This is a genomic window from Comamonas suwonensis (genome assembly GCF_012844455.2).
Lineage (GTDB): Bacteria > Pseudomonadota > Gammaproteobacteria > Burkholderiales > Burkholderiaceae_C > Comamonas > Comamonas suwonensis.
Genome location: NZ_JABBCQ020000002.1, coordinates 39623 through 64483, shown reverse-complemented (window position 1 = coordinate 64483; position 24861 = coordinate 39623). Strand labels below are relative to the sequence as shown.

The 24861-nt window shown below is 56.6% G+C and carries 24 protein-coding genes; 14 read left to right on the top strand and 10 right to left on the bottom strand.

Features of this window, described 5'->3' with window-relative positions; translation table 11 throughout:
* Nucleotides 1–16: 16 nt before the first annotated feature.
* The 7 genes from HF327_RS02395 to cysD all read right to left on the bottom strand — a co-directional run bounded on the left by HF327_RS02395 (nucleotide 17) and on the right by cysD (nucleotide 7051).
* On the bottom strand, nucleotides 17–496 hold the full coding sequence (locus HF327_RS02395; protein WP_169106739.1) for an SRPBCC domain-containing protein: 480 nt from the start codon (nucleotides 494–496) through the stop codon (nucleotides 17–19).
* Nucleotides 497–509: 13 nt separating this feature from the next.
* Complete coding sequence (locus HF327_RS02390; RefSeq protein ID WP_169106738.1) at nucleotides 510–965, bottom strand: nuclear transport factor 2 family protein; 456 nt, start codon at nucleotides 963–965, stop codon at nucleotides 510–512.
* Nucleotides 966–995: 30 nt separating this feature from the next.
* Complete coding sequence (locus tag HF327_RS02385) at nucleotides 996–1706, bottom strand: hypothetical protein (protein ID WP_236024021.1); 711 nt, start codon at nucleotides 1704–1706, stop codon at nucleotides 996–998.
* Nucleotides 1707–1724: 18 nt separating this feature from the next.
* Complete coding sequence (locus HF327_RS02380) at nucleotides 1725–2915, bottom strand: sulfotransferase family protein (RefSeq protein ID WP_169106736.1); 1191 nt, start codon at nucleotides 2913–2915, stop codon at nucleotides 1725–1727.
* On the bottom strand, nucleotides 2912–4021 hold the full coding sequence (locus tag HF327_RS02375; RefSeq protein WP_169106735.1) for a DUF1214 domain-containing protein: 1110 nt from the start codon (nucleotides 4019–4021) through the stop codon (nucleotides 2912–2914). The genes HF327_RS02380 and HF327_RS02375 overlap by 4 nt, the downstream gene beginning before the upstream one ends.
* Nucleotides 4022–4139: 118 nt before the next feature.
* A complete protein-coding gene (cysN, locus tag HF327_RS02370; protein WP_169106734.1) occupies nucleotides 4140–6053 on the bottom strand; it encodes a sulfate adenylyltransferase subunit CysN in 1914 nt (637 codons plus the stop codon).
* Nucleotides 6053–7051: a sulfate adenylyltransferase subunit CysD gene (gene cysD / locus HF327_RS02365; protein WP_268904621.1), complete on the bottom strand. Its 999-nt coding sequence runs from the start codon at nucleotides 7049–7051 to the stop codon at nucleotides 6053–6055. Before cysD ends, cysN begins: the two co-directional genes overlap by 1 nt.
* Before the next feature lie 381 nt (nucleotides 7052–7432).
* On the opposite strand from cysD, the gene HF327_RS02360 reads away from it, so the two are divergent.
* The 3 genes from HF327_RS02360 (at nucleotide 7433) to HF327_RS02350 (ending at nucleotide 9919) form a co-directional block, all read left to right on the top strand.
* Nucleotides 7433–7981: a hypothetical protein gene (locus tag HF327_RS02360; protein WP_198460389.1), complete on the top strand. Its 549-nt coding sequence runs from the start codon at nucleotides 7433–7435 to the stop codon at nucleotides 7979–7981.
* Nucleotides 7982–8089: 108 nt separating this feature from the next.
* A complete protein-coding gene (gene cysQ / locus HF327_RS02355; RefSeq protein ID WP_328701753.1) occupies nucleotides 8090–8863 on the top strand; it encodes a 3'(2'),5'-bisphosphate nucleotidase CysQ in 774 nt (257 codons plus the stop codon).
* Nucleotides 8864–8947: 84 nt separating this feature from the next.
* Nucleotides 8948–9919 carry a Bug family tripartite tricarboxylate transporter substrate binding protein gene (locus HF327_RS02350; protein WP_169106732.1) on the top strand — a complete coding sequence of 324 codons (972 nt, stop codon included), beginning with the start codon at nucleotides 8948–8950 and terminating at the stop codon, nucleotides 9917–9919.
* Nucleotides 9920–10144: 225 nt separating this feature from the next.
* On the opposite strand, the gene HF327_RS02345 is transcribed toward HF327_RS02350, so the two are convergent.
* Nucleotides 10145–11593, bottom strand: a complete 1449-nt coding sequence (locus HF327_RS02345) for a short-chain fatty acyl-CoA regulator family protein (protein ID WP_169106731.1) — start codon at nucleotides 11591–11593, stop codon at nucleotides 10145–10147.
* A gap of 173 nt (nucleotides 11594–11766) precedes the next feature.
* Between HF327_RS02345 and prpC the strand changes: the two genes are divergently transcribed.
* The 5 genes from prpC to HF327_RS02320 all read left to right on the top strand — a co-directional run bounded on the left by prpC (nucleotide 11767) and on the right by HF327_RS02320 (nucleotide 18281).
* Complete coding sequence (prpC, locus tag HF327_RS02340) at nucleotides 11767–12951, top strand: bifunctional 2-methylcitrate synthase/citrate synthase (protein WP_169106730.1); 1185 nt, start codon at nucleotides 11767–11769, stop codon at nucleotides 12949–12951.
* Between the two features lie 33 nt (nucleotides 12952–12984).
* On the top strand, nucleotides 12985–13419 hold the full coding sequence (locus tag HF327_RS02335) for a GntR family transcriptional regulator (RefSeq protein WP_236024020.1): 435 nt from the start codon (nucleotides 12985–12987) through the stop codon (nucleotides 13417–13419).
* 21 nt (nucleotides 13420–13440) lie between these two features.
* Nucleotides 13441–16068: a Fe/S-dependent 2-methylisocitrate dehydratase AcnD gene (gene acnD, locus HF327_RS02330; RefSeq protein ID WP_169106728.1), complete on the top strand. Its 2628-nt coding sequence runs from the start codon at nucleotides 13441–13443 to the stop codon at nucleotides 16066–16068.
* 78 nt (nucleotides 16069–16146) lie between these two features.
* Entirely contained in the window at nucleotides 16147–17355 is a 1209-nt protein-coding gene (prpF, locus tag HF327_RS02325; RefSeq protein ID WP_169106727.1) for a 2-methylaconitate cis-trans isomerase PrpF, read from the top strand.
* A gap of 65 nt (nucleotides 17356–17420) precedes the next feature.
* Nucleotides 17421–18281, top strand: a complete 861-nt coding sequence (locus tag HF327_RS02320; protein ID WP_169106726.1) for an isocitrate lyase/PEP mutase family protein — start codon at nucleotides 17421–17423, stop codon at nucleotides 18279–18281.
* A gap of 168 nt (nucleotides 18282–18449) precedes the next feature.
* On the opposite strand, the gene HF327_RS02315 is transcribed toward HF327_RS02320, so the two are convergent.
* Nucleotides 18450–18866, bottom strand: coding sequence for a hypothetical protein (locus tag HF327_RS02315; RefSeq protein WP_198460388.1), 417 nt, complete (start codon nucleotides 18864–18866; stop codon nucleotides 18450–18452).
* Nucleotides 18867–18929: 63 nt separating this feature from the next.
* Between HF327_RS02315 and HF327_RS02310 the strand changes: the two genes are divergently transcribed.
* Nucleotides 18930–19325, top strand: coding sequence for a VOC family protein (locus HF327_RS02310; RefSeq protein WP_236024019.1), 396 nt, complete (start codon nucleotides 18930–18932; stop codon nucleotides 19323–19325).
* Nucleotides 19326–19355: 30 nt separating this feature from the next.
* A complete protein-coding gene (locus HF327_RS02305; RefSeq protein WP_236024018.1) occupies nucleotides 19356–19805 on the top strand; it encodes a GNAT family N-acetyltransferase in 450 nt (149 codons plus the stop codon).
* A 30-nt stretch (nucleotides 19806–19835) separates the two neighbouring features.
* Here HF327_RS02305 and HF327_RS02300 read toward each other — a convergent pair whose 3' ends face one another.
* Complete coding sequence (locus HF327_RS02300; RefSeq protein WP_169106723.1) at nucleotides 19836–20726, bottom strand: LysR family transcriptional regulator; 891 nt, start codon at nucleotides 20724–20726, stop codon at nucleotides 19836–19838.
* Nucleotides 20727–20828: 102 nt separating this feature from the next.
* On the opposite strand from HF327_RS02300, the gene msuE reads away from it, so the two are divergent.
* The 4 genes from msuE (at nucleotide 20829) to HF327_RS02280 (ending at nucleotide 24851) form a co-directional block, all read left to right on the top strand.
* Nucleotides 20829–21425 (top strand): FMN reductase, encoded by a 597-nt coding sequence (gene msuE, locus HF327_RS02295; RefSeq protein ID WP_169106722.1) that lies wholly within the window; start codon nucleotides 20829–20831, stop codon nucleotides 21423–21425.
* Between the two features lie 43 nt (nucleotides 21426–21468).
* Entirely contained in the window at nucleotides 21469–22452 is a 984-nt protein-coding gene (locus HF327_RS02290) for a DUF1852 domain-containing protein (RefSeq protein ID WP_169106721.1), read from the top strand.
* 96 nt (nucleotides 22453–22548) lie between these two features.
* Nucleotides 22549–23574 carry a methionine synthase gene (locus HF327_RS02285; protein ID WP_169106720.1) on the top strand — a complete coding sequence of 342 codons (1026 nt, stop codon included), beginning with the start codon at nucleotides 22549–22551 and terminating at the stop codon, nucleotides 23572–23574.
* Between the two features lie 173 nt (nucleotides 23575–23747).
* Nucleotides 23748–24851 (top strand): enoyl-CoA hydratase/isomerase family protein, encoded by a 1104-nt coding sequence (locus tag HF327_RS02280; protein WP_169106719.1) that lies wholly within the window; start codon nucleotides 23748–23750, stop codon nucleotides 24849–24851.
* Nucleotides 24852–24861: the final 10 nt, after the last annotated feature.

Sequence of the window (24861 nt, the reverse complement as noted above, 5' to 3'; positions counted from 1 at the left end):
TTTAGGGATTCTTTGTTCAGACTGAAGCCGTGGTACGTGCGAAATGCAGTTCCTCGGCACGGTTCTTGACGTCAACAGCCACCTGGTCAAAGGCGATCCTTACCCAGGCACCATGCTCGCGCATGATCGTGTCGGCATTGAGGCCCAGGAACTGATCGGTTGTGAAGTAAGTGCAGCGGCTGTCGTCGATTGCTTCGATGTATTGATCGCGGCGCGCGGCGTCCTTGTTTTCCGGTACCGGGCGCTGCTCCCAGGACAGCAGTTGTTCGGGCTCGAAGGCCACCAGGTACTCGTTGACGGGCCAGACTTCACCCGTTAGCGGATGGCGGGTTTTCATCTCGACCAGGTCATTGAGCTGCAGCCCACAGCGAATATCAGGGCAAAAGCGATTCCACAGGCGGTAGTTCTCGAGGTCCGCCAGTACCTCCCAGACCACGCTGGCGGGTGCATTGATTTCGACCTTGATCGAGGTGACGAGATTGGCAGCTTTAGTCATCTTGAACTTCGCTTTAGTGGATGGGCTTGGACGTGATCTGCAATTGATCGCTCAGTGGCTGAATCGTCTCCAGCAAGGTCTTGTAGCCAGTCTCGGCAATCCACCAACGGCCATCGCGCTTGACATAGCGGTCCTCGTAGATGGCTCCGCCCTGCATATGCGTCTTCTCTTCCAGGTTGATAAAGACGTAGCTCAGATACCAGAGTGCGGTTGCTTCGCCCCCCGTGACCTCAATCTCGGGGGTGTGCCCGTTGTGCATGGCCAGACGGGTCGTGGTAAACGATGTCTTGTAGAAGTCCAGGGCCTTGTCAAGGCCTTGCAGTTGGAATTCATAGACAGGGCTTTTGAAGGCCAGTTTCACGTCGGGCGTCAGCATGCCCTGCAGCAACTCCAGGTTGCAGGTGTCAATGGCGCGAAAGTAGCGCGCCTTGAGCTGCTTGATGAGCTCAATGGCTTCGAGGTCCAACATACTTTTGTCTCCTGTTGCGATGGGCCAGTCTTAGACGCTGACTTGATAGAAGCTGGTGAGAATGCAGTCCAGGCTGCTGAAGTCCATGAAGGGTGACACGGATTCGGACATGTACTTCTGCCGCTGGCGCAGCAGCTCTTCATTCCCTTGAGCGTCGTAAAAGCCATCGGCACTACCGATGGCGATAGCGGGAAACTGCTCTTCTACGATGGCGTGAACTTCTGGTGCATCGAGAGTCAGGGGACGGACGACCAGGTTTTGCCGATACCCATAAATCGACTGCAAGGGGTAGGCCTTGCTTCCATGGCCTTCACGCCAGTTGACCATCCATCGTTCAAAGTCCATGCCTGCAGGTTTACGGAATAGTGCGACTTGGCACATTCCTGGTGAGCGCTGGCCCAAAGGCACTTCTGTGCTGAAGCGTTCGATACGGGCTTTGCGCTCCTGGGGGTAGGGCTCGGACTCGCAAACCAGGTAAGCATGCAGGCGAGTGACATGCTGCTCGATCAGCGCCTTTATGGGGGCCAGCATGGAGGTGCTGTCCACCCACAGACTGATCACTCCATCCAGAGGATCTGTGCTGAAAGTGATGCGCTGGCTGGATGCTTTGTCCATGGCTTCGTCAACGACCATTACGCGCATTTGCTTTGCACCACAGGCTTGCAGTGGGCCATGCAGTGCCATTAACGATTGGCGCCAGGCGGCGGCCGATTGCGGCTCGGGTCGCCACAGGCTGAACATGATTTTTTCCATGGTGCTTTACTGGCTGGTGTGCTGCAGATGTCGTGCGCGGTAGGGAGCGTAGTCGTCTTGCATTTGCTGTTCACTCAGACCAAAGGTCTCCAAGCGGTAGTCATGGCCCGCGCGCTTCTCTCGGCTATTGCTGGCGATCCATTGCTGCGCATCAACGCGTGCTTTCTCGGAGAAAGAAAGATTGGCGAACTGATAGACAGTCTCCAGAACCTCCATGGGCTTGGCCACGGTGTCCGAGAAGTGAATGTCCAGAAAGCGCTTGCTATCTTGCTGATCGCGCACTTGCATGGTGTGATGAATGCCACGCGCCATGCGGTGGTTCCACTGCCGACCGGCGGAGCGTGGGTCCGGTTGGTCGCTGTAGATTTGCCATAGCGTGTGCGCCATGCTGGCCATGGAGGGGATCGTCTGCGCGGGCTCGCGGTGGGTCAGAATGACCTGAGCCTTGGGAAAGACGGACAGCAGAATTTCCAGCGTGTGCAGGTGCTGAGGAGCCTTGAGCAGCCAGCGTTGTCCCTGGGCCTGACCACGCTGCATTTTTTGCCACTGCAAAAATTGCAGCATGCGTTTGAGCTGCGTATAGACGGGCCGCTGGTCCTGCTGATCCAGCCAAGCCGTGTAGCTGGGCACGTCGGCGTAGGCGTCCATGGCACAGAGAAATGAATGCTCCATGAGCATGAATTCCTCGTCGCACAGCGTAGCGCTCATGGGGTGGATAGATAGAATCTGGGGGATGGCTTCAATGGTCTGCGCCACTTCGACCTTGGCCATTTCAATGCGCCTGCTGGCATCTTTCAGGTCTTCCTCAGTCAAGGGAGCCGGGTAGCGAGTCTCCCACCAGGCAGCGGAGTAAAAGCGCGGATCCACGGCCAGTGTGCGCTGCAGCATGGTGGTTCCGGTGCGTGGCAGGCCCACGATGACCAAAGGGTCGTCAATCTCAATCTGTTCTATTTCCGGGAAGCGTTTGAAATAGTCTTCCATGAGGAGGCGATTGAGTAGCTGGCCGATTAGGCGCTCGCGCATCATGGCGATGCCAGCTGCAGACAGCTTGGCTTCGGTATTGAGTGCATGCGTCAGCACGTCAAGTGCTTGCTGGTAGTTATCGTCGCCAAAGTAGCTCAGCCCTGCAGCTCTTTCGCGCGCTGCCTGCAGCAGTTCTTCTACCTGGAGTTGATTGGGGTTGTCTTGGACGTTCATGCGGTCTCCGCCAGTTGATCGATGGATAGGACTTGCGTGCTGGGGTGGCACTGTTCTTTGGCTCCTACCCAGCGCAAGCACATGGTTCCTTGGCGGATGCCTGCGGTTTGCAGCCAGTTGGCAACGCCAGGGTCGCGCTCACTCAGAATCAGGATGACACCGCCGTTTTCGTTGTATTGGGCCTGGTGCTTGTTGATGCAGATCTGGTGATAGCGGTAGTCCAGGGACTCCAGCCAGTAATTGTTGATCTGCAGATTCCAGAACGAGCACTCCGGAACCTTGTCCACATGAATGACCAGTGCCTGATCTTCATTGAGTTCCCAGTGGGAGTGGTAGTAGAAGATGTTGGGATCACCGCCCACGGATTGGCAGTAGGCCTGGTCGGCAGGAGGCAGCTGGTTACTATGAGGAAGATAGCTTTGAGCCCAGTCTGCAAAGAGCCTGGAGGTGTTTTCGACAAAAGATGAGACACGCTGCAGTGACTGCGCGAAAGCCAAAGGGTCGAGAGGGCCGGGCTTGTCTTGCGCACCGATACGTTCGATAGCGAGCTTGGCGGGAGTTTCACTCTTGCGATCCATGAAAGTCTGGCGCACCAGGACAGAAACGGAGGCATCCTCCATTGGCAACCAGTTACCAGGCTGGGGATCACGGCTGATGATGATCTCGAAATTGCCGTCCTTATCCGTCTGTAGCTGGTTGGCATCCAGAAACCCCGTCACGATCATGCGGCCATCGGCTTCATAACCGCCTTTTTGCGTGCAGAAACTCAGATACGAAACGCTGCCGCGGTTGCCATGAATGCGGTACCGCATGGTGCCGTTCAAACGAGAGTATTCGTAGATGTTGTCCGGGTTGTCCGCGCCAATCTTGGCTGTTTCATGCGAGGTCTTGAAAAAGCTGGGGAATGCCGGATCGGCAAACTCGACATGCATTTCCAGAGCGATACGCAGCAGGCGTGTCAGGTAGCGAAAGCCCTCGGCCCGCGTGGCCGGGTCTGCAGGGGTTTCGGGACGCAGAATCTGCTCGCCACAGCGTTTGAGGTGATCGCAGAACTCTGACCAGGTTTCGCCGGTAAGGAGTTTTTCGTTAATCGCTTGCTTGTCCATGATCTGGCTCTCTTTGGGTGCCACGCAAAGCCCAGCTTTTCGAGGCATCACGCAGCATATGAAAGAAGAAAGAGCGCGCGCTGCAGTGGTCGGTAGCGCGCAACTCCACCCAATCGCTTTAACTGTCCGCGGCGATGATTTCGCGGGCTACCAGTTCAGCGATGATCTTGTCCACGGCTTCCTCTGCACTCAGGGATAGGGTGGAGATATGGATGTCCGGGGTTTCAGGTACCTCAAAGGGGGAGTCAATGCCGGTGAAGTTCTTGAGCTCACCACGGCGTACCTTTTTGTAGAGCCCTTTGGGGTCGCGCTCCTCGGCCACCGCGAGTGGTGTGTCGATGAACACTTCCAGAAATTCGCTGTTGCTCATCAGCTTGCGCGCCATTTCTCGCTCTGCCTGGAAGGGCGAGATGAATGCCGTGACCGTGATGAGGCCTGCATCCACCAGCAACTTGCCCACTTCCGCCACGCGGCGGATGTTCTCCACCCGGTCCGCATCGGTAAAGCCCAGGTCACGGTTCAGGCCGTGGCGTACGTTGTCCCCATCGAGCAGATAGGTGTGTCGTCCGCGTGCGTGCAAACGGGCTTCAAGCAGATTGGCGATCGTTGACTTGCCTGCGCCCGACAAACCCGTGAACCAGAGCAGTGCCGGCTTTTGCTGCAGGCGTTCTGAGCGATCCTTTTGGCTGACACTCACATGTTGCATGTGAATGTTTTGCGAGCGGCGCAGAGAAAAATCGATCAGGCCTGCACCCACCGTGGAATTGCTCAGCCGGTCAATCAGAATGAAGCTGCCTGTTTCGCGATTGTCTGCGTAGGCATCAAAAGCGATAGGCTGGCTGCTGGAGAGATTGCACACGCCAATTTCATTGAGAGCCAGCTCTTTGGCTGCCAGGTGCTCAAGGGTGTTGACGTTGATTTTGTATTTGGGTGCAGCAAACGTGACCGGAATGGTTTTGCCACTTATTTTCATCAGATAGGGGCGGCCTCCCAGCATGGGCTGCTCGTGCATCCAGATCAGAGTGACCTGGAATTGATCCGCCACATCAGGGGGGGCATCCGCTACTGCAATCACATCGCCACGGCTGCAATCGACTTCATCGGCCAGGGTCATCGTGATGGACTGACCTGCAACGGCCTGCTGCAAGTCACCATCCTGCGTGACGATGCGTGCAACTTTGCTTACCCGGCCACTGGGCAGAATGCGAACCGAATCACCGGGGTGAATCTGACCGCTGGCGATGCAACCGGCAAAGCCGCGAAAGTCCAGGTTGGGGCGGTTGACCCATTGCACTGGCATGCGAAATGGCAGCTTTTGCTGGCGTGCTTCGTCGATTTCCACCGTCTCAAGGTAGCCCATCAGCGTGGTGCCGTGGAACCATGGCATGTGTTCGCTTTGCTCGGTGATGTTGTCACCGCGCAAGGCCGACATGGGGATCGCCGTGATGTCTTCCAGATTGATCTTCTTGGCGAACTCGCGGTAATCGGCCACGATGTCGTTGAAGATTTTTTCGGAATAGCCCATCAGGTCCATCTTATTGACGGCCAGCACAATTTTCCGGATACCGATCAGCGAAGCCAGATAGCTATGTCGCCGAGACTGCGTCAGCACACCGCGGCGGGCATCGATCATGACGATGGCGACATCAGCCGTTGATGCGCCCGTGACCATATTGCGGGTGTACTGCTCGTGGCCGGGAGTATCTGCCACGATGAACTTGCGCTGATCGGTAGAGAAGAAGCGGTAGGCCACATCAATGGTGATACCTTGCTCGCGCTCTGCGGCCAGACCATCGACCAGCAGCGCGAAATCCAGCTCGCCGCCTTGCGTGCCGACTTTCTTGGAGTCCGCGACCAGTGCTTCCATCTGATCCTCGAAGAGCATCTTGGACTCATACAGCAAGCGCCCGATGAGCGTGCTCTTGCCATCATCCACGCTGCCGCAAGTGATGAAGCGCAGCAGGCTTTTTTGCTCGTGTGCCTTCAGGTATTTCTCGATATCTTCAGAGATAAGTGCAGATACATGTGACATCAGAAATACCCCTCTTGCTTCTTCTTTTCCATAGATGCGGCCGAGTCGTGATCGATCATTCGTCCTTGTCGTTCCGAGGTACGGGTCAGCAGCATTTCCTGAATGATCTTGGGCAGACTGTTGGCGTCGGATTCGACGGCACCCGTCAGTGGGTAGCAACCCAGGGTACGAAATCGCACATTGCGCATCATGGGAACTTCGCCACTCTTAAGCGGCATGCGGTCGTCATCGACCATCAGCAGCGTTCCGTCTCGCTCCACCACTGGGCGAGGCGCTGATAAATAGAGCGGCACGATGGGGATGTTTTCGAGATAGATGTATTGCCAGATATCCAGCTCAGTCCAGTTGGATAGCGGAAACACGCGAATTGATTCGCCCTTGTTCTTGCGCGTGTTGTACAGATGCCAGAGTTCCGGGCGCTGGTTTTTGGGATCCCAGCGGTGCTGGTCCGAGCGGAAAGAAAAGATGCGCTCCTTGGCCCGGGATTTCTCTTCATCGCGGCGTGCACCGCCAAATGCGGCATCGAAACCGTATTTGTCCAGCGCCTGTTTCAAACCCTCGGTTTTCATCACATCGGTGTGAATTTGCGAGCCATGCTTGAAGGGGCTGATACCCATCTCAAGGCCTTCGGGGTTGATGTGGACCAGCAGATCCATTCCCAGCTTCGCGGCCATCTGATCGCGAAAGCGATACATCTCCTGGAACTTCCAGGTTGTGTCCACATGCAGCAAAGGAAACGGAGGCTTGGCGGGGTAAAACGCCTTCATGGCCAGATGCAGCATGACCGCGCTGTCTTTGCCAATGGAGTAAAGCATGACGGGGTTTTCTGCCTCAGCAACAACCTCGCGCATGGCCTGAATACTTTCGGATTCCAGCCTTTGCAAATGAGTCAGCACCACAGATTTCTCCTTGGTTTTTTGTTTTGGATGCTGCCAACTGTAGGAGTCGGTTAAAGAAAATTTTTGCGCGAATTGATGTTTTAGAAGTTGCTGCGTCATGCTCGCCATAGGGTCGAGCGTTGGTGGTTTTGGATTCTTTGCTGGGGTGTTTTTCGATGTTCGCGATGTGTCTTGCGCAGCCTCCAAAACGCTGCTGGCCAAGTCGTTCGACTGCCTGAGCATCTCTGTGGCGGCAGGCAGATGGAACAGGCGAAGCTGGTCCTTGCTGTCGTTTGCAAGCGATGAAAATGTGGCGGCGCGCTGCCATTGCATGGCAGGAAGCAACGCAAAAATCTTGCCCTCGCTGGAGCGCCTTAAACGATCAAAGAAATCTTCTAGATGCGCGGCGCACAAACTGCCCTCATAGGGCTGCCAATACACCTTGCCGCGGTTATTGACGGCACGCAGAATGCCGTGCCTGAGGCGTCCGGGGCAGTTGTTATGAGCACCAAAATCGTCGATCCAGACAATACTGGCACTCTCTTTTCTGGCTTGTGCGCAAATGTCCCGATAAGTGCTGGCGTACCAGCGCTGCACATTGGTGGATGCCTGCTGCATACGCTTGATGGGGCGTTGGGCATTGAGATTCCAGCGCTGCAGGTACTGAGCGTTCGTGCGTTCGGGCAACTCAAGCTGCTGGCGCTGAAGGATCAGCTGTTGCATGGCTTCCAGCTGCCACAGCAGAAAAGGCAGGCCATGGTCAGCGGGCTGGGTGCTGACCAGTTGGATGTAAATGTCTTGTTCCTGCATGGCCGACAAGGTGCGGCCTTCTCCCGGTTTACGCCCGCGCTCACGCACAAGGACCGCGTTCCATCCCCCTTCTCGCCAGGCTTTGTGGGCGGCAATGATGGTTGGCGTAGACAGGCCTGTTGCCACGCCGACTTCCTTGAGTGTTTTACCTTCAAGCCGCAATTTGACGGCCTGAATTCGCAGTGGATTGATTTCCTGAACACTGAGTTTCTTACCAACAGCCATGCGCATTCCTGTTAAACATTTAATCGCTTATTGGCGAAGATTCGGATGCATTTACTGTCGGTCTGTCCTTTGATTGGCGCATAGGCCAAACGGACCACATGAAGAACAACACAGGAGACTTTTGTGACTCAGATCCAAGGCGTACTGCTTGAAGACGTGATGGCCATTACCCGCGAAGCGGGTGCTTTAGTCATGGAGATCTACCGCAGCGACTTTGAGGTACGCGGTAAGCAGGATGCTTCGCCTGTGACTGAAGCCGATGAAAAGGCAGAGCATCTGATTCTTGAGCGTCTGAGTACCTTGCAGTCGCGGTTTCCTGTGGTTTCTGAAGAAGCCGCTGCTGCGGGATTTGTGCCTGAGATGGGGCAGTGCTTCTGGCTGGTTGATCCTCTTGATGGCACCAAGGAATTTATTCAACGCAATGGCGAGTTCACCGTCAATATCGCGCTGATCGACAACGGAATCCCTGTGCTGGGCGTCGTTTTCGCACCAGCGCTGGATCGCATGTACGCGGGTGCGATAGGACTTGGTGCATGGCTGGAAGTGCAGGGGAAGCGCCAAGCCATTGAATGCAGAAGCATTCCTGAGGATGGCCTTGATGTGGTCGCCAGTCGCTCTCATGGCGATGCTGATGCGCTGGATCAGTTTCTTAAGGGGCGCTTGGTGCGCTCGCGCAAAAGTGCAGGCTCATCGCTCAAGATTTGTCTGGTCGCCGAGGGAGAAGCGGACCTCTATCCGCGCTTGGGACGCACCATGGAGTGGGATATCGCTGCAGGCCATGCAGTGCTGGTCGCTGCAGGTGGCCAGATTCATGCACTCAATGGAGATGTTCTGAGCTACGGAAAGCGAGATTTGAGCAATCCTCATTTCTATGCCTGCTCGGCAGGTTACCGCTGATTTCAAGCGATCACACCGGAGTTCAGACCTGCCGGAATGCCCTGGATGCGGGCATTCATTCCTCTCCTTTCTGTTTGACGATTGATGAATTTTGCCGCTACGCTAATTCGAGCCAGCCTGCTTTGCGGGCTGCTGCTGACTGGAGCTTGTGCTGACAAAGCAGCATCTCGCCAACCCGTCAAGATCGTTGTTGGCTTCGAAGCTGGTGGTGCGATGGATACCTTGGCACGCGCGTTCGCCACCCGTCTCTCAGCGCGATTGCAGCGTCCTGTCTATGTGGAAAACAGGGTGGGTGCAGGTGGAGCCATTGCTGCGAACTATGTTGCGCAATCCAGACCCGATGGAAATACGCTGCTCTTGGCTTCGCCGGCCGAGATTTTCATCAATCCAATTGATGCCAGGAGACAAGAGTCGGGCGAAGTCGCTGAGATGGTGCCGGTCGCAAAAGTCTCCTCCGCTCCGGTTGTGCTTGCCACGCGGGGTGACTCCGCAATACAGCAGCTGGGTGATATCGCAATTGCCGCCAATAAAAATATCCGCAGCCTGAGCTTTGCATCTTCTGGAGTTGGTAGCTTGCAGCATTTGGTGGGAGAGAGCTTGGGCAAAGCCCTGGGGGTGGAGCTATTGCACATTCCATACGCGGGAGCGGCCTCTGCAACTGCAAGCCTGATGAGCAATCAAGTGGACTTGCTGTTTGCGGGACTTGCTCCCATCGCCGCGCATCTGGAAAGCCAAAAGATGCACGCATTGGGGATTGCATCGGCTCACCGGTCGAAACGCCTATCCGATGTCCCTACGTTTCAGGAGCAGGGGCTCCAGGGCGTCAGCTTTGAATACTGGCAAGGCATTTTTCTCCCGAAAGGGGCGTCATCTGAGCGGGCTCTATTTTTATCAGCCGAGATCAATGAGGTGCTCAAAGACACGGGCTTTGTGGCTCAATTAGACAACCTGGGCTTTGAAGTCGCATACAAAGACTACAAACAATTCAAGCTATTTTTGCAGGCTGAAGATCAGAGCTACCAAAGTTTTTTCAGGAAAAACGGCTTTTTATTTTGACTTCGCTGAATCGCTGCGCATGCTGCGGTCAGTCGTCAACGCGAAGACCAAGAATGCCTGCAAGCGTCCACTGGCAGCTTTGCCAGTCTCTGACCTGGGGCAGGGTCACCAAGGTACATGTCCACAAGCAATTCACCTTGGTCACGGGTATGCAGGTCTACTCCTGCGATCCGCAGAGCACATGGCAGTGGGGAAGTAGCTTGAGGTATTTATCTCCATGGCAGCCTAGCCATAAGGCACAAACCCGCTCACGTTTTCGTTCACCCTCAGCGGCTTACCCACGAAGGGGAAAGCTCGCTGCGGGCAGGCATTGCGCTCACAAACCTTGCAGCCCATGCCTATGGGGGTGGCAGCATCGACATTGCGCAGGTCAAGCCCTCTGGAGTACACCAGCCGTGCGGCATGCTGCACGTCGCAGCCCAGCCCAATGGAGAATGTCTTGCTCGGAGCGCCCCAGCCTGCGCCGGCATGACTGATGGTTCGCGCAATCCACAGATACACGCGCCCATCGGGCATCGATGCGAGCTGCGGAACAATTTTTCCGGGCTGTGTGAATGCTTCATACACCACCCACAATGGGCAAGTGCCACCCGTCTTGGAAAAGTGGAAATGAGTGGCCGATTGGCGCTTGCTGATATTGCCAGCCCGGTCCACTCGAATAAAGAAAAATGGCACGCCTGGTGCCTCTCCTCGCTGCAAGGTGGAGAGGCGGTGGCACACAGTCTCAAACCCCACGCCAAAGTGCCGGGCCAGCAAATCGATGTCGTAGTGCAAGCTCTCAGCCGCTTGCAAAAATTCTGCGTAAGGCAGAACAAAAGCACCAGCCACGTAATTGGCCAAGCCTGTACGTGTCAAGCGCCTTGTGGCGTCGTCTTGCCATGAGGTTGAATGAAGTGCCTCGTCGATCAAGGGCTCAAACTCCAGCAGTGCCAGCTGTGTTGCAAGCTGAAATGCCTGCTGTGATGGGCTCAATCGAGGCGAGACATAAAGTGTGCGAGTGCTTCTGTCAAAGCGACGGTGACTGGGATCCTGCCCAGAATCCGGAGTATTTGGAGCTCGAAATACCAGTACCTTGTGTCGCGCTTGCAAGCGATCTTGTAGCCACTCCAGCATTCCGGTACCTTGCTCTCTGGCCTGTGTGGCCAAATTTTCTGCCGCTCGATCCAGCGCATCAAAGTAATTGTGGTGGGCAAAGAAAAAATCACGCACTGCTTCAAAAGGCATCTGTTTGGGTGCTTCACCCCAAGCCGCACCAATGCCTTCAATATCGGAGCGGCCGTCACCTAAACGTGCTGTTAGAGCCTCCAATCGCTCAGCATCGGCAAGATGGCGCTGATGCATGGCCAACAACGTTTTGGCGAGTTGCGGCAATTTAGACGCGACCTCACGTAACTCTGGTAATGGCACAACGCCGTCAGCTTGCGGCATCGTCGCTAGGGCATCGCGCAACTGGGCCAGCAAACGGGCTTCTTCAGCTTCGGAGAACTGCTGAATGTCCACACCCAGCACTTTGTGGATCTTGAGCAGCACCGGTACGGTGAGCGGTCGTTGATCTTGCTCGATCTGGTTCAGATAACTGGGCGATATCTCCAGCGCCTGCGCCAGCGCAGCTTGCGTCATGCCGCGCTCTGCACGCAGGCTGCGCAGGCGCACTCCCATAAATGTTTTGGCCATCGCGCCTTCTCCGGAATTCGCAAACTTTGCAAACCACAAAAATTCTCTTCGCAATCATTCGCTAATTCAGGTCTATCCCAACGAATTGCAAATGCGTAGATTGCGAAGTATGGCAGATCAGGCAGCGCTGAAAAAACGCTGTGAATCTGCTCCACCAATTTCAGGAGACTTGTATGAGCATCGTGGCCGAACCCACTGTCCAATCCACCGCCCCGGCAACGGGCAGTTTCAAGCCCAAGAAATCGGTCGCACTGTCGGGCGTGACCGCCGGTAACACGGCACTGTGCACAGTCGGCAAGACAGGGAACGACCTGCACTATCGCGGCTATGACATTCTGGACATTGCCGAGGTCTGCGAATTTGAAGAAATCGCCCACCTGCTGGTGCATGGCAAGCTGCCCACGCGGGCCGAACTGAAAGCCTACAAAACCAAGCTCAAGGCTCTGCGTGGTCTGCCCACCAGCGTGAAAGTGGCACTGGAGCAGCTGCCAGCCGCCAGCCACCCCATGGATGTGATGCGTACCGGCGTATCGGCCATGGGCTGTGCGCTGCCTGAAAAGGATGACCACAACCTGCCCGGTGCACGCGATATTGCCGACCGGCTGATGGCATCGCTGGGTTCCATGCTGCTGTACTGGTACCACTTCAGCAATTCCGGTCGCCGTATCGCAGTAGAAACAGATGACGACTCCATTGGAGGCCACTTCCTGCACCTGCTGCATGGAACCAAGCCTTCGGATAGTTGGGTGCGAGCCATGCACACCTCGCTTAATTTGTATGCGGAGCATGAATTTAATGCCTCCACCTTCACGGCTCGCGTGGTGGCAGGCACGGGCAGCGATATGTACTCAGCCATCACCGGCGCGATTGGTGCATTGCGTGGCCCAAAGCATGGCGGAGCCAACGAAGTGGCGTTTGAAATCCAGAAGCGCTATGACAACCCGAGCGAAGCCGAGGCCGATATTCGCCGCCGCGTGGATGCCAAGGAAGTCGTGATCGGCTTTGGTCACCCTGTCTACACGGTGAGTGATCCGCGTAATGTGGTGATCAAGGGCGTGGCCAAACAGCTTTCTGATGAAACGGGCAGCACCAAGATGTATGACATCGCGGCACGTCTGGAGTCGGTGATGTGGGAAGTCAAGAATATGTTCCCCAACCTCGACTGGTTCAGCGCCGTGAGTTACCACATGATGGGCGTGCCCACCGCCATGTTCACACCGCTGTTTGTGATCGCCCGCACCAGCGGCTGGGCCGCCCACATCATCGAGCAGCGTCAGGACAACAAGATCATCCGCCCCAGCGCCAACTACACCGGCCCGGATGATTTGAAGTTCGTTCCCATCGACGAGCGCCAGTGAAGCCTTTGCCCAAAAGCTATGACTGCCCAGCCCATGCAACCCCATTCACTGTGCATCGCCATCGCGAGCAAACTGCGTGAACGCATTCTGAGTCACCAGATACCTCCAGGCAGTGACATCAATGATGGCGTGCTGGCCCAGGAGTTTGGCGTCAGCCGCACACCTGTACGCGAGGCCATGAAACTGCTGTGTCACGAAGGGCTGCTTACAGCGCAGCCCAGGCGAGGCATGACCGTCACTCAGCTCTCTGCCGCGCAGGTTGCCGAGGCCCGGCTGCTATGCCATCTGCTTGCTCAGCACTTGTCGCAACTAAAAGCCCAGCCGCTTAATCGCTGCACAGAGCTGACTGAGCGTTTGCATGCTGTGGCACAGGCAAGGTTGCATTTGGCGCTGGGACCTTCAGCGCATACATCTGTGAGCTTTTCCACCCCTCAAGCAGTGCACCAGCACGCCGCTTTGACGCTCTGAAACCCGAGACAGAACAAAACAATGAGCAAACCCCAACCTCACCCCTACCGCAAGCCGCTACCAGGCAGTGAACTGCATTACTTTGATGCCCAAGCCGCCGTGGATGCCATCAAGCTCGGAGCCTGGGCCACCTTGCCCTACACCAGCCGTGTGCATGCCGAAAACCTGGTGCGCCGCTGTGATCCCTCCATCCTCAGCGAATGCTTGACGCAAATCATCGAGCGCAAGCGCGAGCGCGATTTCCCGTGGTTCCCGGCGCGCGTGGTCTGCCACGATATTCTGGGCCAGACGGCTCTGGTCGATCTGGCGGGCTTGCGTGATGCGATTGCCGATCAGGGCGGTGACCCCGCTGCCGTCAACCCCGTCGTGCCTGTGCAACTGATCGTGGATCACTCGCTTGCCGTTGAATGCGGTGGTTCAGACCCTGAGGCTTTCGAGAAGAATCGCGCCATCGAAGATCGCCGCAACGAAGACCGCTTTCACTTCATCGACTGGTGCAAGCGCTCGTTCAAGAATGTGGAAGTGATCCCACCGGGCAACGGAATCATGCATCAGATCAATCTGGAGCGCATGAGTCCTGTGATCCATGCTATCAATGGCGAAGCATACCCCGACACACTGGTAGGCACGGACAGTCATACACCTCATGTCGATGCGCTGGGCGTGATTGCCGTGGGCGTGGGCGGGCTGGAGGCTGAAAACGTTATGCTTGGCCGGGCATCGTGGATGCGCCTGCCCGAGATCATTGGTGTGAAGCTCACCGGAAAACGCCAGAGCGGTATCACTGCGACCGATATCGTGCTGGCCTTGACACAGTTTCTGCGCCAGCAAAAAGTGGTGGGCGCCTATCTGGAGTTCTATGGCGAAGGTGCCCGTAGTCTGACCATTGGCGACCGCGCCACCATTTCCAATATGGCGCCTGAATATGGTGCCACCGCTGCCATGTTTGCCATCGACGAACAGACCATTGACTACCTGCGCTTGACAGGCCGGGAACCTGCTCAGGTGCAGCTGGTGGAAACCTACGCCAAGCAAGCTGGCTTGTGGGCAGATTCGCTGGCCAATGCCGAGTACGAGCGCACGCTGCAGTTCGATCTATCCAGCGTGGTACGCAACATGGCCGGACCGTCTAACCCTCATGCGCGCCTGGCTACCAGTGACCTGGCTGCCAAGGGTATTGCGGGCGAGTGGACGGAGTCTGAGGGGCAGATGCCTGACGGTGCGGTCATCATTGCCGCCATCACCAGTTGCACCAACACCAGCAACCCGCGCAACGTGATTGCAGCGGGTTTGCTGGCCCGCAACGCGCGCAATCTGGGTCTCACGCGCAAGCCTTGGGTCAAGTCCTCTCTGGCTCCTGGCTCGAAGACCGTGCCGCTGTATCTGGCTCAAGCTGGGTTGCTGCATGACCTTGAAGCAATGGGCTTTGGCGTCGTTGCTTTCGCCTGCACCACCTGCAACGGCATGAGTGGCGCGCTGGACCCTGTCATCCAGCAAGAGATCATGGATCGTGACTTGTACACCACGGCCATACTCTCGGGTAACCGCAACTTTGACGGCCGCATCCATCCCCATGCCAAGCAGGCTTTCCTGGCATCGCCCCCATTGGTCGTGGCCTATGCGATTGCCGGCACGATTCGCTTTGACATTGAAAACGACGTGCTCGGTACCTTCCAGGGCCGGGAGATTCGACTGCAGGACATCTGGCCCAGCGACGAAGAAATCGATGCCGTGGCAAAGGCCGCAGTCCAGCCAGAGCAGTTCCGCAAAGTCTACGAGCCCATGTTTGCTATACAGGTCGACAATGGCGAAAAGGTGGATGCGCTGTACGACTGGCGAGCGCAATCTACCTACATCCGCCGTCCGCCTTATTGGGAAGGTGCCCTGGCCGGAGAACGCACTCTGCGCGGCATGCGACCGCTGGCCATCCTGCCGGACAACATCACCACCGATCACCTCTCTCCCTCCAACGCCATCATGCTGGACAGTGCAGCCGGTGAATACCTGCACAAAATGGGCCTGCCTGAGGAGGATTTCAACTCCTACGCCACGCATCGGGGTGACCACTTGACGGCCCAGCGCGCAACCTTTGCCAACCCCAAGCTGTTCAATGAAATGGTGGTGGATGACAATGACAAGGTTCGCCAGGGGTCTCTGGCCCGCATCGAACCAGAAGGCAAGGTCATGCGGATGTGGGAAGCCATCGAGACCTATATGCAGCGCAAGCAGCCGCTGATCATCATCGCAGGGGCGGACTACGGCCAGGGCTCCAGCCGCGACTGGGCCGCCAAGGGTGTGCGTCTGGCTGGGGTGGAAGCGATTGCGGCCGAAGGCTTCGAGCGCATTCATCGCACCAATCTGATCGGCATGGGCGTGCTGCCGCTGGAGTTTCTGCCCGGCACCACTCGCCACACGCTGGGCTTGGATGGCACTGAGACCTTTGATGTAATCGGCAAGCGCAAGCCCCGTGCTGAGCTGACGCTGCATATCTACCGCACCACTGGAGCCCGTACCGAGGTGCCTGTCACCTGTCGCTTGGACACCGCAGAAGAGGTCAGCATCTACGAAGCCGGTGGTGTGCTGCAGCGCTTTGCCCAGGACTTCTTGGCTGAAAACACTGAGCAAAAAGTGCTTGAACCCCAGGTGTGACGAGCGCAGGCAGCTATCAAAATAGTGCTGGCTGCCGCGCTCAGACATCCTGCATCTCATTCAGAAAGAAAAAGACCAATGAGTGAAATCCAGCGGTTCGCTCCGCAAATCAAAATCCCCGCCACCTATCTGCGTGGCGGCACCAGCAAGGGCGTGTTCTTCAAACTGCAGGACTTGCCCCAAGCAGCGCAGCAACCCGGCCCGGTACGTGATGCTATTTTTTTGCGAGCCTTGGGTAGCCCCGACCCTTATGGCAAGCAAATCGACGGCATGGGCAATGCATCGTCCTCGACCAGCAAGGGTGTCATTCTTTCCAGGAGCAGCCATGCCGACCACGATGTGGACTACCTGTTCGGACAGGTTTCCATCGACCAGCCTTTTGTGGACTGGAGCGGCAACTGCGGCAACCTGAGCGCCGCCGTCGGCCCCTGCGCCATACACATGGGTCTGATCGATATCGCAAAGATCCCGCACAACGGCGTGGCCACCATCCGCATCTGGCAGGCCAATATCGGCAAAACCATCGTGGCCCATGTGCCGATTACGGAAGGTCAGGTGCAGGAAACCGGTGACTTTGAACTCGATGGCGTGACTTTCCCGGCTGCCGAAGTGCCGCTGGAGTTTCTGGATCCCGCTGACGATGGAGAAGACGGCGGCGCAATGTTTCCCTCCGGCAATCTGGTTGACCGGCTGGATGTCCCCGGCGTGGGCAGCTTTGCCGCCACGATGATCAATGCGGGCATTCCCACCATCTTCTTGAACGCCAAGGAGATTGGCTACACAGGGTGCGAGCTGCAGGAAGCGATCAACAACGATGCCGAGGCTCTCGCCAAGTTTGAGAGTATTCGCGCCCACGGTGCGCTGCGCATGGGCCTGATCAAGAACCTCAGTGAGGCTGCTACCCGCCAGCACACGCCCAAGATTGCCTTTGTAGCCCCTGCGCAAAGCTATACGGCATCCAGCGGCAAAGCCATTGATGCCAAGGATATTGATCTGGTGGTGCGGGCGCTGTCCATGGGCAAGCTGCACCACGCCATGATGGGGACCGCAGCCGTGGCCATCGGCACGGCCGCTGCCATTCCTGGCACGCTAGTCAACATGGCTGCTGGCGGTGGTGAGCGCCAAGCTGTTCGCTTCGGTCACCCCAGCGGCACGTTACGGGTGGGGGCCGAAGCCAAGCGCATCGATGGCGAATGGCAAGTCACCAAAGCGTTGATGAGCCGTAGCGCCCGCATCCTGATGGAGGGATGGATACGCATACCCGGCGAAGTCCTCCACGCTAAATAAGTATTCAAACAGGCTGCAGCGCTTGATGGAAGAGCGCTTGCAGCTATCAAAACAAGAGACAGATCATGAACCCCAAGCAACAACTCAAAGCCTTGGCCGACGCGCGCCGTGGCGTGCTCGTGCCCGGCGCCTTCAACGCCATGTCTGCCAAAGTGATCGAAGACCTGGGCTTTGAAGCCATCTATGTCACCGGCGCTGGCGTCACCAATATGTGGTTTGGCATGCCCGACCAAGGCTTTATGGGTCTGAGTGACATCGCCGATCACACCGCCCGCATCCGCGACGCGGTGGAAGTGCCGCTGCTCGTTGATGCCGACACCGGCTTTGGCAATGCCGTCAACACCTATCACGCCGTGCGCACGCTGGAGCGCGCCGGTGCCGACTGCATCCAGCTCGAAGATCAGGTCAGTCCCAAGCGCTGCGGCCACTTCAATGGCAAGGCGGTGATTGAAACCCACGAAATGCTGGGCAAGATCAAGGCAGCCGTCGATGCTCGCCGTGACAGCGGCACCCTCATCATGGCCCGCACTGATGCTGCCGCTGTTCACGGCTTTGAAGCCGCCATCGAGCGCGCACAGCAGTTTCAGGAAGCCGGTGCCGATATTCTGTTTGTGGAAGCCGTGACCCAGGCCGAAGAAGTGCGCGCCCTGCCTCAGCGCCTGCAAGCGCCCCAGCTCATGAACATGGTCATCGGCGGCAAGACCCCCATCTTCAACGCCGACGAACTGGGCGCGCTGGGCTTTGGCTTTGTGCTCTACGCCAACGCTGCCCTGCAAGGCGCGGTGGCCGGCATGCAGAAATGCCTGACCCTGCTGCGAGATGAACACAAGATTGATGAAGACCCCGCCATCGTGGCCCCGTTTCTTGAGCGTCAGCGACTGGTGAACAAGGACTTCTGGGATGGACTGGAGCAGAAGTACAAATAGCTCGCGTACCGAAATTGAGGGTGGCGGCGCCGCTTTAAAGCAGCGCCGCCAAAGATGAGCGGTCAGGAGCGGAATTGGATGACGCCCCGTTCCAGCTCCGTTCCATGAAGCCGCTTTGCCAGTCGTTCTGAAAGGCCGCCCTCTAGCCAAAGCACGAAGAATTTTCGCTCAAACTGAACTAAGGGATGGGAGCGTCGGTTTGAAAGGCATCGCATCCCGTTCTTCGCACAGCGCATTTCTTATTTCGTCGTGGCAATGGTTGTCACGCTTGATGGCTTCAGCGCTTTCAGGCGAGTCGCTGACTGAAACAAGCGTGCACTTTGACCACAGGACATGTTGACCCGTGGAATCGAAGATGTCTGTTTGGGTCTTGCGAACAGACAATTCAACGCATTGAGTCTGGACGATTTTTCCCACGAACTCTGTACGCAACAAGACTTCTGCAGCGACACGAACGATTGCCATAATTTTTGCCCTCTCTGCCGTAGTTGAATGACCGAATCCTGATCGACCGTCATTGTCTAATTTAATAAAAATCCCAATTGAGGTGACCCATATATCAGCCCAAGCCTTTGGCTTGCGCAAGCCAGAGGCTGGTGTTCTGAACTACATTTCGATCTGGTTAATTTACGCTGTTGCAATATCCCAATGCTGCTAAAGAAAATTGAATCTGTTGTGATCTTTGTTGCGAATATTGATAAAGCGGCGGCTTGGTATGCCGAGTTATTTCAAACAGAAATTCGTCGCGAAAATTCCCAATACGCCTTCATCAAAACACCTGGCGGTTTGCTAGGTTTTCATCCCCTTGACAGCAAGTGCCCGGGCGGGCCGGGCGGCACAACCGTGTATTGGGAAGTCGAAGATTTACAGGAAACCATCAAAGCACTAGAGAAACGAGGTGCCGTCTTGTATCGTGGCCCCATCTCAACCAGCTTCGGCGCTCGCGCCGCAATGCTTCTTGACCCATTCGGATGCACTATCGGACTGAACCAGTCCACCGAACAATCTCTGCATGCATTAGCAAGCGATGACAGGGCTGGATGAAATGGCTCCGCAGCCAATACCGGGATTGATATGGACCAATTTATTGAAATCTCGACTGAAAATTTCCCGCAATTTACGCTCCTTTATCAAGAGGTCTTCAACGCTCCTCCGTGGAGTGATGGCTGGACGGTTTTAGCCGCGACAGAGCGACTTGGAAGCTTTGCGGCAATGCCGACTTTTAAAGGGCTAGGCATTTTTCGGCATGGGCAAGCCATCGGCCTTGTTTTAGGCTGGGGTGAACGGTGGGTCAATGGCTGGCTATTTCACATCAAGGAGATGTGTGTCCACGTTGACTACCAGCACCAGGGTGTCGGTAAAAAGTTAATGCGTGAGTTCGAAAGATCACTCGCCCAGCACGGCTTCACCGGGATCACGCTGCAAACCGGGCAACAGGCTCCGGCACGAATCTTTTATGAAGCACTGGGCTATAAGCCGCGCAGCTTGCTCACTTTAAGCAGGCCGCTACAGGCTATCGAATAGCTGCGTCAATATGGCCAGTGAACGGCGCAATCAAATTGCGACCGAGCCCCTGGCCAAAGCAATGAACGCCTGCAAGTAGTCGGTGTGCAACTCAGACTCGCGAGCACCCAGATAGATTTGCTTGGCAATGCCTTTGGAGCCCAGCTTCACCGGTGTGACCGCCATTCTTTCGGCATATTCCAGAGCCAGCCAGCGCGGCAGTGCGGCCACGCCGCGACCGCTGGCCACCATCTGCATCATGATGTCCGTGGTCTCTATGGTTTTATGGCGGTGCGGCGAAATACCTGCGGGCAGCAAAAACTGGGTGTAAACATCGAGTCGGTCCACTGCCACGGGGTAGGTGATCAGCACCTCACTCATCAAGTCCTTGGGGTTCACATGCTTATGGCTGGCCAGCGCGTGATCACTGCTGACCACCAGCACTTGCTCGTAGTCAAAAACAGGCTCGAAGTGCAGACCAGGCTTGAATAACGGGTCGGGTGTCACCAGCAAGTCAATCTCATAGCCATACAGCGCGCCAATACCGCCGAACTGGAATTTCTGTTTCACGTCCACATCCACATCAGGCCAGGCAGCCAGATACGGTGAAACGATTTTCAGCAGCCACTGGTAGCAAGGGTGGCACTCCATGCCAATGCGCAGCGTGCCGCGCTCACCCTGCGCAAACTGCTTGAGCCGGTCTTCGGCCAGATCCAGTTGCGGCAGCACACGGTTGGCCACAGCCAGCAGATATTGCCCCGCCTGCGTCAGGCGCAGGCTGCGGCCTTCGCGCAGCCAGATATCGGTGCCCAGTTGGCCTTCGAGCTTTTTCATGCTGTGACTGAGCGCCGACTGGGTGACGCACAGCACATCGGCGGCGGCCGTCAAAGAGCCTTGTTGTTCAACCTCTTGAATGATGGCGAGATGGATGCGCTCTAGCATTGATGAATTTCATTCATGGATACGTGAGATTTAACCATTTTACTTCATGGCTTTGAGTCTTTAGCATCCACCCCAGTTTCTTTGAGAGGGGGAAGCCATCCCATGAGCACTATAAGAACGACACGACCACTGCGCGTAGTCGCCGTTTCCGGCGGGCTGCAGCGCCCTTCCAAATCAGCAGCGCTGGCTGAGCATCTGCTGGACCTGATTGCCAGCGAAATTCCGTGCCAGCCACATCTGATTGAAATGGGGCAGATCGCACCTGAGATTGCGGGTGCGGTCTGGCGCTCACAACTGCCCGGCGCGGTGGTGCAGCAACTGGTTGCGGTTGAACAAGCGGATGTGCTGGTCGTGGCCACCCCGGTTTTTCGCGGCTCCTACACCGGACTGTTCAAGCACTTCTTCGACTTCATTGATCAGGATGCCCTGATCGATAAGCCCATCTTGCTGGCTGCGACGGGTGGCAGCGAACGCCATTCTCTGGTCATCGACCACCAGTTGCGCCCGCTGTTTAGCTTCTTTCAGGCGCGCACCTTGCCGCTGGGCATCTATGCCACCGACAAGGATTTTTCGGGCTACCGACTGCAAAGCGAGGCCCTGATAGAGCGGGCCAGCCTGGCGGTTCAAAGGGCACTTCCATTGCTGCAATTGGCGCAGCACACCGCGCCCTTGCAGGCCGAAGAATGGCTCGCAGCCTGAAACAAGCGTCTTTTTCATTTTTAAAATTTATTACGGGATCGCCATGAACACCGAACTCACCTTTGAGCTCAAGAGCATTTGCTTCGATGAAACGTACCATCCCGCGGACAGCACCCGCTTAACCACCAATTTTGCCAACCTGGCACGGGGTGCAAGCCGGCAGCAAAACCTGCGCAACACGCTGAGGATGATTGACAAGCGCTTCAATGACTTGGCCCATTGGGACAATCCTGAAGGAGATCGCTACGCCGTCGAACTGGAGATCATCTCAGTCGAGATGTATTTGAATGGCAAAAGCTGCGATGCAAGTTTTCCATTGATCGAGATTTTGAAGCCCAGTATTCTCGACAAGGCCACGAACAAATATATCGACGGCATTGCGGGAAACAGCTTCTCTTCCTATGTGCGCGATTACGACTTCAGCGTTCTGCTTCCTGAGTACAACCTGCAGCGGACTGAATTCAAAACGCCGGAGAATTTTGGCGACTTGCATGGCAAGCTGTTCCAAGAGTTTGTTCACTCGGACGTCTACCAGCAGCGCTTTCACAAGCAACCTGTCATCTGCATCAGCGCATCGACCAGCAAGACCTACCAGCAGACAGGCAATCAGCATCCCGTGTTGGGCACCGAATACCAGCAAAGTGAGCTGTCATCGACGGATCAATACTTTGCCAAGATGGGAATGAAGGTGCGCTTTTTCATGCCGCCCAACAGCGTTGCCCCGTTCGCTTTCTACTTTCATGGCGATCTGTTAAACGATTACACCAATCTGGAGTTGATTGGGACGATCGCCACCATGGAAACCTTTCAGAAGATCTATCGGCCCGAAATCTACAACGCCAACTCTGCGGCTGGAAAGTTCTATCAACCGAGCTTGAAGCACCAAGACTATTCGCTGACGCAGATTGTCTATGACCGGGAAGAGCGCAGCCAGCTGGCTGTCAAGCAAGGCAAGTTCACGGAAGAGCACTTTATCAAGCCCTACCAGCATGTGCTTCAACAGTGGGCTGCCGAGTTCGCGATCTGAGAGATCTGAACAGGCACCAGAAGCTTTGTTGACCCCATGGCTGCACAAACAAGCAGACCCTAGACGCACCCCCCCCATTTTTGAAGGAACTCTCTGATGTTTGAAACTTCCATCGCAGGCAGCCTGCCCAAACCCGCTTGGCTGGCTGAAACCAATAAGCTCTGGCCTCAGTGGAAGGCTGAAGGCGATGCGCTTCGCCAGGCCAAAGCCGATGCAACCCTGTTATGGATCAAGGCCCAGGAGGATGCAGGCTTGGATATCGTGTGCGACGGCGAGCAATCGCGCCAGCATTTCGTGCATGGCTTTTTGGAGCAGGTCGAGGGCATCGACTTCGACAACAAGGTGAAGATGGGCATCCGTGACAACCGCTATGACGCGATGGTGCCGCAGGTGACATCGCCCCTGCGCCTGAAGGGCCGCGTACATGCCTTTGAAGCACAGCTGGCGCGTGCGCACACGAAGAAGAAACTGAAGTTCACCCTGCCCGGGCCTATGACCATCGTGGACACTGTCGCGGATCGCTTTTACGGTGACAAAGTCAAGATGGCTTTTGCCTTTGCAGAGTTGCTGAACCAGGAAGCACTCGCCTTGCAAGCCGATGGCGTAGACATCATCCAGTTCGACGAACCTGCCTTTAATGTCTACATGAAGGATGCCGCCGACTGGGGGGTGAAGGCGCTGGAGCGCGCAGTGCAGGGCTTGAACTGTACGACGGCCGTACACATCTGCTACGGCTACGGCATCAAGGCCAATACCGACTGGAAGAGCTCTCTTGGCGACGAATGGCGCCAGTACGAGACAGTATTTCCCGCACTTGCACGCAGCAGCATTGATCAAGTGAGCCTAGAGTGCATCCACTCCCATGTGCCGCCCGATTTAATGAAGCTGCTGGCGGGCAAGGATGTACTGGTCGGCGTGATTGATGTCGCCAGTGATGTCGTCGAGACCCCCGAGGAAGTTGCGGACACCATTGGCCGAGCGCTGGAGTTCGTACCCAAGGAGCGACTCTTCCCATGCACCAATTGCGGTCTGGCACCAATGAGCAGGGATGTGGCGTGGCGCAAGCTAAAAGCGCTGGCAGCAGGCACGAAGCTGGCAAAGGAGCGCCTCAGTGCCGTGTGAGGCATGGCCTGATGAGGGTGCTGCAGCCATCTTTTGCTATGAAACGTGCAGCGCATAGCGCGCAATAGGTATGGGGTCTGGCAGCTTTTGTCACATTTCTGACCGGCTGCCCTCAAGCTGTCCACGCATAATTGAATCAGCCAAGTAAGCCATGATTCAAGGAGCCACTGACAATGAACAGCCCCCAGACCACCCAAGCCCCCGAAGTGATTGCCGAAGTTCGGGGCAAGCTGGGCATGATTACGCTCAACCGCCCCAAGGCGCTCAATGCGCTGTCTCTGGGCATGGTGCGTGACTTGCTGGCCACGTTGCTGGCCTGGCAAAAGGATGAATCCATTCTGGGCGTGGCCATTCGCGGAAGCAACAAGGAAGGCGTTTTTGGTGCCTTCTGTGCGGGTGGAGATATCCGTTTTCTGCATGCCGCAGGCAGCAGCGGCAATCCTCAGCTGGAAGATTTCTTCACTGAGGAATATGCGCTCAACCATCTGATTCACAGCCTTGGCAAGCCTTACATCGCCTTTATGGACGGCATCGTCATGGGCGGTGGCATGGGCATCAGCCAGGGCGGTTCGCTGCGCATCGTGACCGAGCGCACCAAGATGGCCATGCCCGAAACCGCGATTGGCCTGTTCCCCGATGTGGGCGGCGGCTACTTTCTCTCGCGCTGCCCCGGTGCGGTGGGTGAATGGCTGGGCTTGACCGGCGACACCATTGGCGCGGGCGATGCCGTGGCCTTTGGTCTGGCGGATGGCTGCATTCCCGCCGATCAACAGGCGGATTTGTGGGAGACGCTGGCGACGACGCCGTTTGCCAATGTTGAAGCCCTGAATGCCGTGGTGCGTGCCCGCTTTGTGAGCGCAGAGCCCCGTCTTGCAGCGCATCGTGCGGAGATTGATGCCTGTTTTGGCCTGCCCAGCGTTGCTGCGATTGAGCAAGCCTTGCTGGCCGGCAGCGACTGGGCCAAGGCCGTGGCCCAGACCTTGCGCAAGCGCTCTCCGCTGATGATGCATGTAGTGCTGGAGCAAATTCGCCGCGCCCGCAAGATGACGCTGGCCGAAGACCTGCGCATGGAGCGCGATATGGTGCGCCACTGTTTTTATCTGCGTCCCGGCCAGAGCGAAACGCTGGAAGGCATTCGCGCTCTGGCGGTGGACAAGGATCACCACCCGCGCTGGAACCCCGCCTCTATCGAGGATGTGACGGATGCGCAGTGGCAGGCTTTCTTTGTCAGCCCGTGGCCCGCGCATTCACACCCACTGGTCATGCTGCAAGACTGATTGAGCCTTT

Coding starts and splice junctions, on each gene's coding strand:
- HF327_RS02395 (WP_169106739.1), bottom strand. CDS start 496: ATGACTAAAGCTGCCAATCTCGTCACCTCGATCAAGGTCGAAATCAAT.
- HF327_RS02390 (WP_169106738.1), bottom strand. CDS start 965: ATGTTGGACCTCGAAGCCATTGAGCTCATCAAGCAGCTCAAGGCGCGC.
- HF327_RS02385 (WP_236024021.1), bottom strand. CDS start 1,706: ATGTTCAGCCTGTGGCGACCCGAGCCGCAATCGGCCGCCGCCTGGCGC.
- HF327_RS02380 (WP_169106736.1), bottom strand. CDS start 2,915: ATGAACGTCCAAGACAACCCCAATCAACTCCAGGTAGAAGAACTGCTG.
- HF327_RS02375 (WP_169106735.1), bottom strand. CDS start 4,021: ATGGACAAGCAAGCGATTAACGAAAAACTCCTTACCGGCGAAACCTGG.
- cysN (WP_169106734.1), bottom strand. CDS start 6,053: ATGTCACATGTATCTGCACTTATCTCTGAAGATATCGAGAAATACCTG.
- cysD (WP_268904621.1), bottom strand. CDS start 7,051: ATGACGCAGCAACTTCTAAAACATCAATTCGCGCAAAAATTTTCTTTA.
- HF327_RS02360 (WP_198460389.1), top strand. CDS start 7,433: ATGAGCACCAAAATCGTCGATCCAGACAATACTGGCACTCTCTTTTCT.
- HF327_RS02350 (WP_169106732.1), top strand. CDS start 8,948: ATGAATTTTGCCGCTACGCTAATTCGAGCCAGCCTGCTTTGCGGGCTG.
- HF327_RS02345 (WP_169106731.1), bottom strand. CDS start 11,593: ATGGCCAAAACATTTATGGGAGTGCGCCTGCGCAGCCTGCGTGCAGAG.
- prpC (WP_169106730.1), top strand. CDS start 11,767: ATGAGCATCGTGGCCGAACCCACTGTCCAATCCACCGCCCCGGCAACG.
- HF327_RS02335 (WP_236024020.1), top strand. CDS start 12,985: ATGCAACCCCATTCACTGTGCATCGCCATCGCGAGCAAACTGCGTGAA.
- acnD (WP_169106728.1), top strand. CDS start 13,441: ATGAGCAAACCCCAACCTCACCCCTACCGCAAGCCGCTACCAGGCAGT.
- prpF (WP_169106727.1), top strand. CDS start 16,147: ATGAGTGAAATCCAGCGGTTCGCTCCGCAAATCAAAATCCCCGCCACC.
- HF327_RS02320 (WP_169106726.1), top strand. CDS start 17,421: ATGAACCCCAAGCAACAACTCAAAGCCTTGGCCGACGCGCGCCGTGGC.
- HF327_RS02310 (WP_236024019.1), top strand. CDS start 18,930: ATGCTGCTAAAGAAAATTGAATCTGTTGTGATCTTTGTTGCGAATATT.
- HF327_RS02305 (WP_236024018.1), top strand. CDS start 19,356: ATGGACCAATTTATTGAAATCTCGACTGAAAATTTCCCGCAATTTACG.
- HF327_RS02300 (WP_169106723.1), bottom strand. CDS start 20,726: ATGCTAGAGCGCATCCATCTCGCCATCATTCAAGAGGTTGAACAACAA.
- msuE (WP_169106722.1), top strand. CDS start 20,829: ATGAGCACTATAAGAACGACACGACCACTGCGCGTAGTCGCCGTTTCC.
- HF327_RS02290 (WP_169106721.1), top strand. CDS start 21,469: ATGAACACCGAACTCACCTTTGAGCTCAAGAGCATTTGCTTCGATGAA.
- HF327_RS02285 (WP_169106720.1), top strand. CDS start 22,549: ATGTTTGAAACTTCCATCGCAGGCAGCCTGCCCAAACCCGCTTGGCTG.
- HF327_RS02280 (WP_169106719.1), top strand. CDS start 23,748: ATGAACAGCCCCCAGACCACCCAAGCCCCCGAAGTGATTGCCGAAGTT.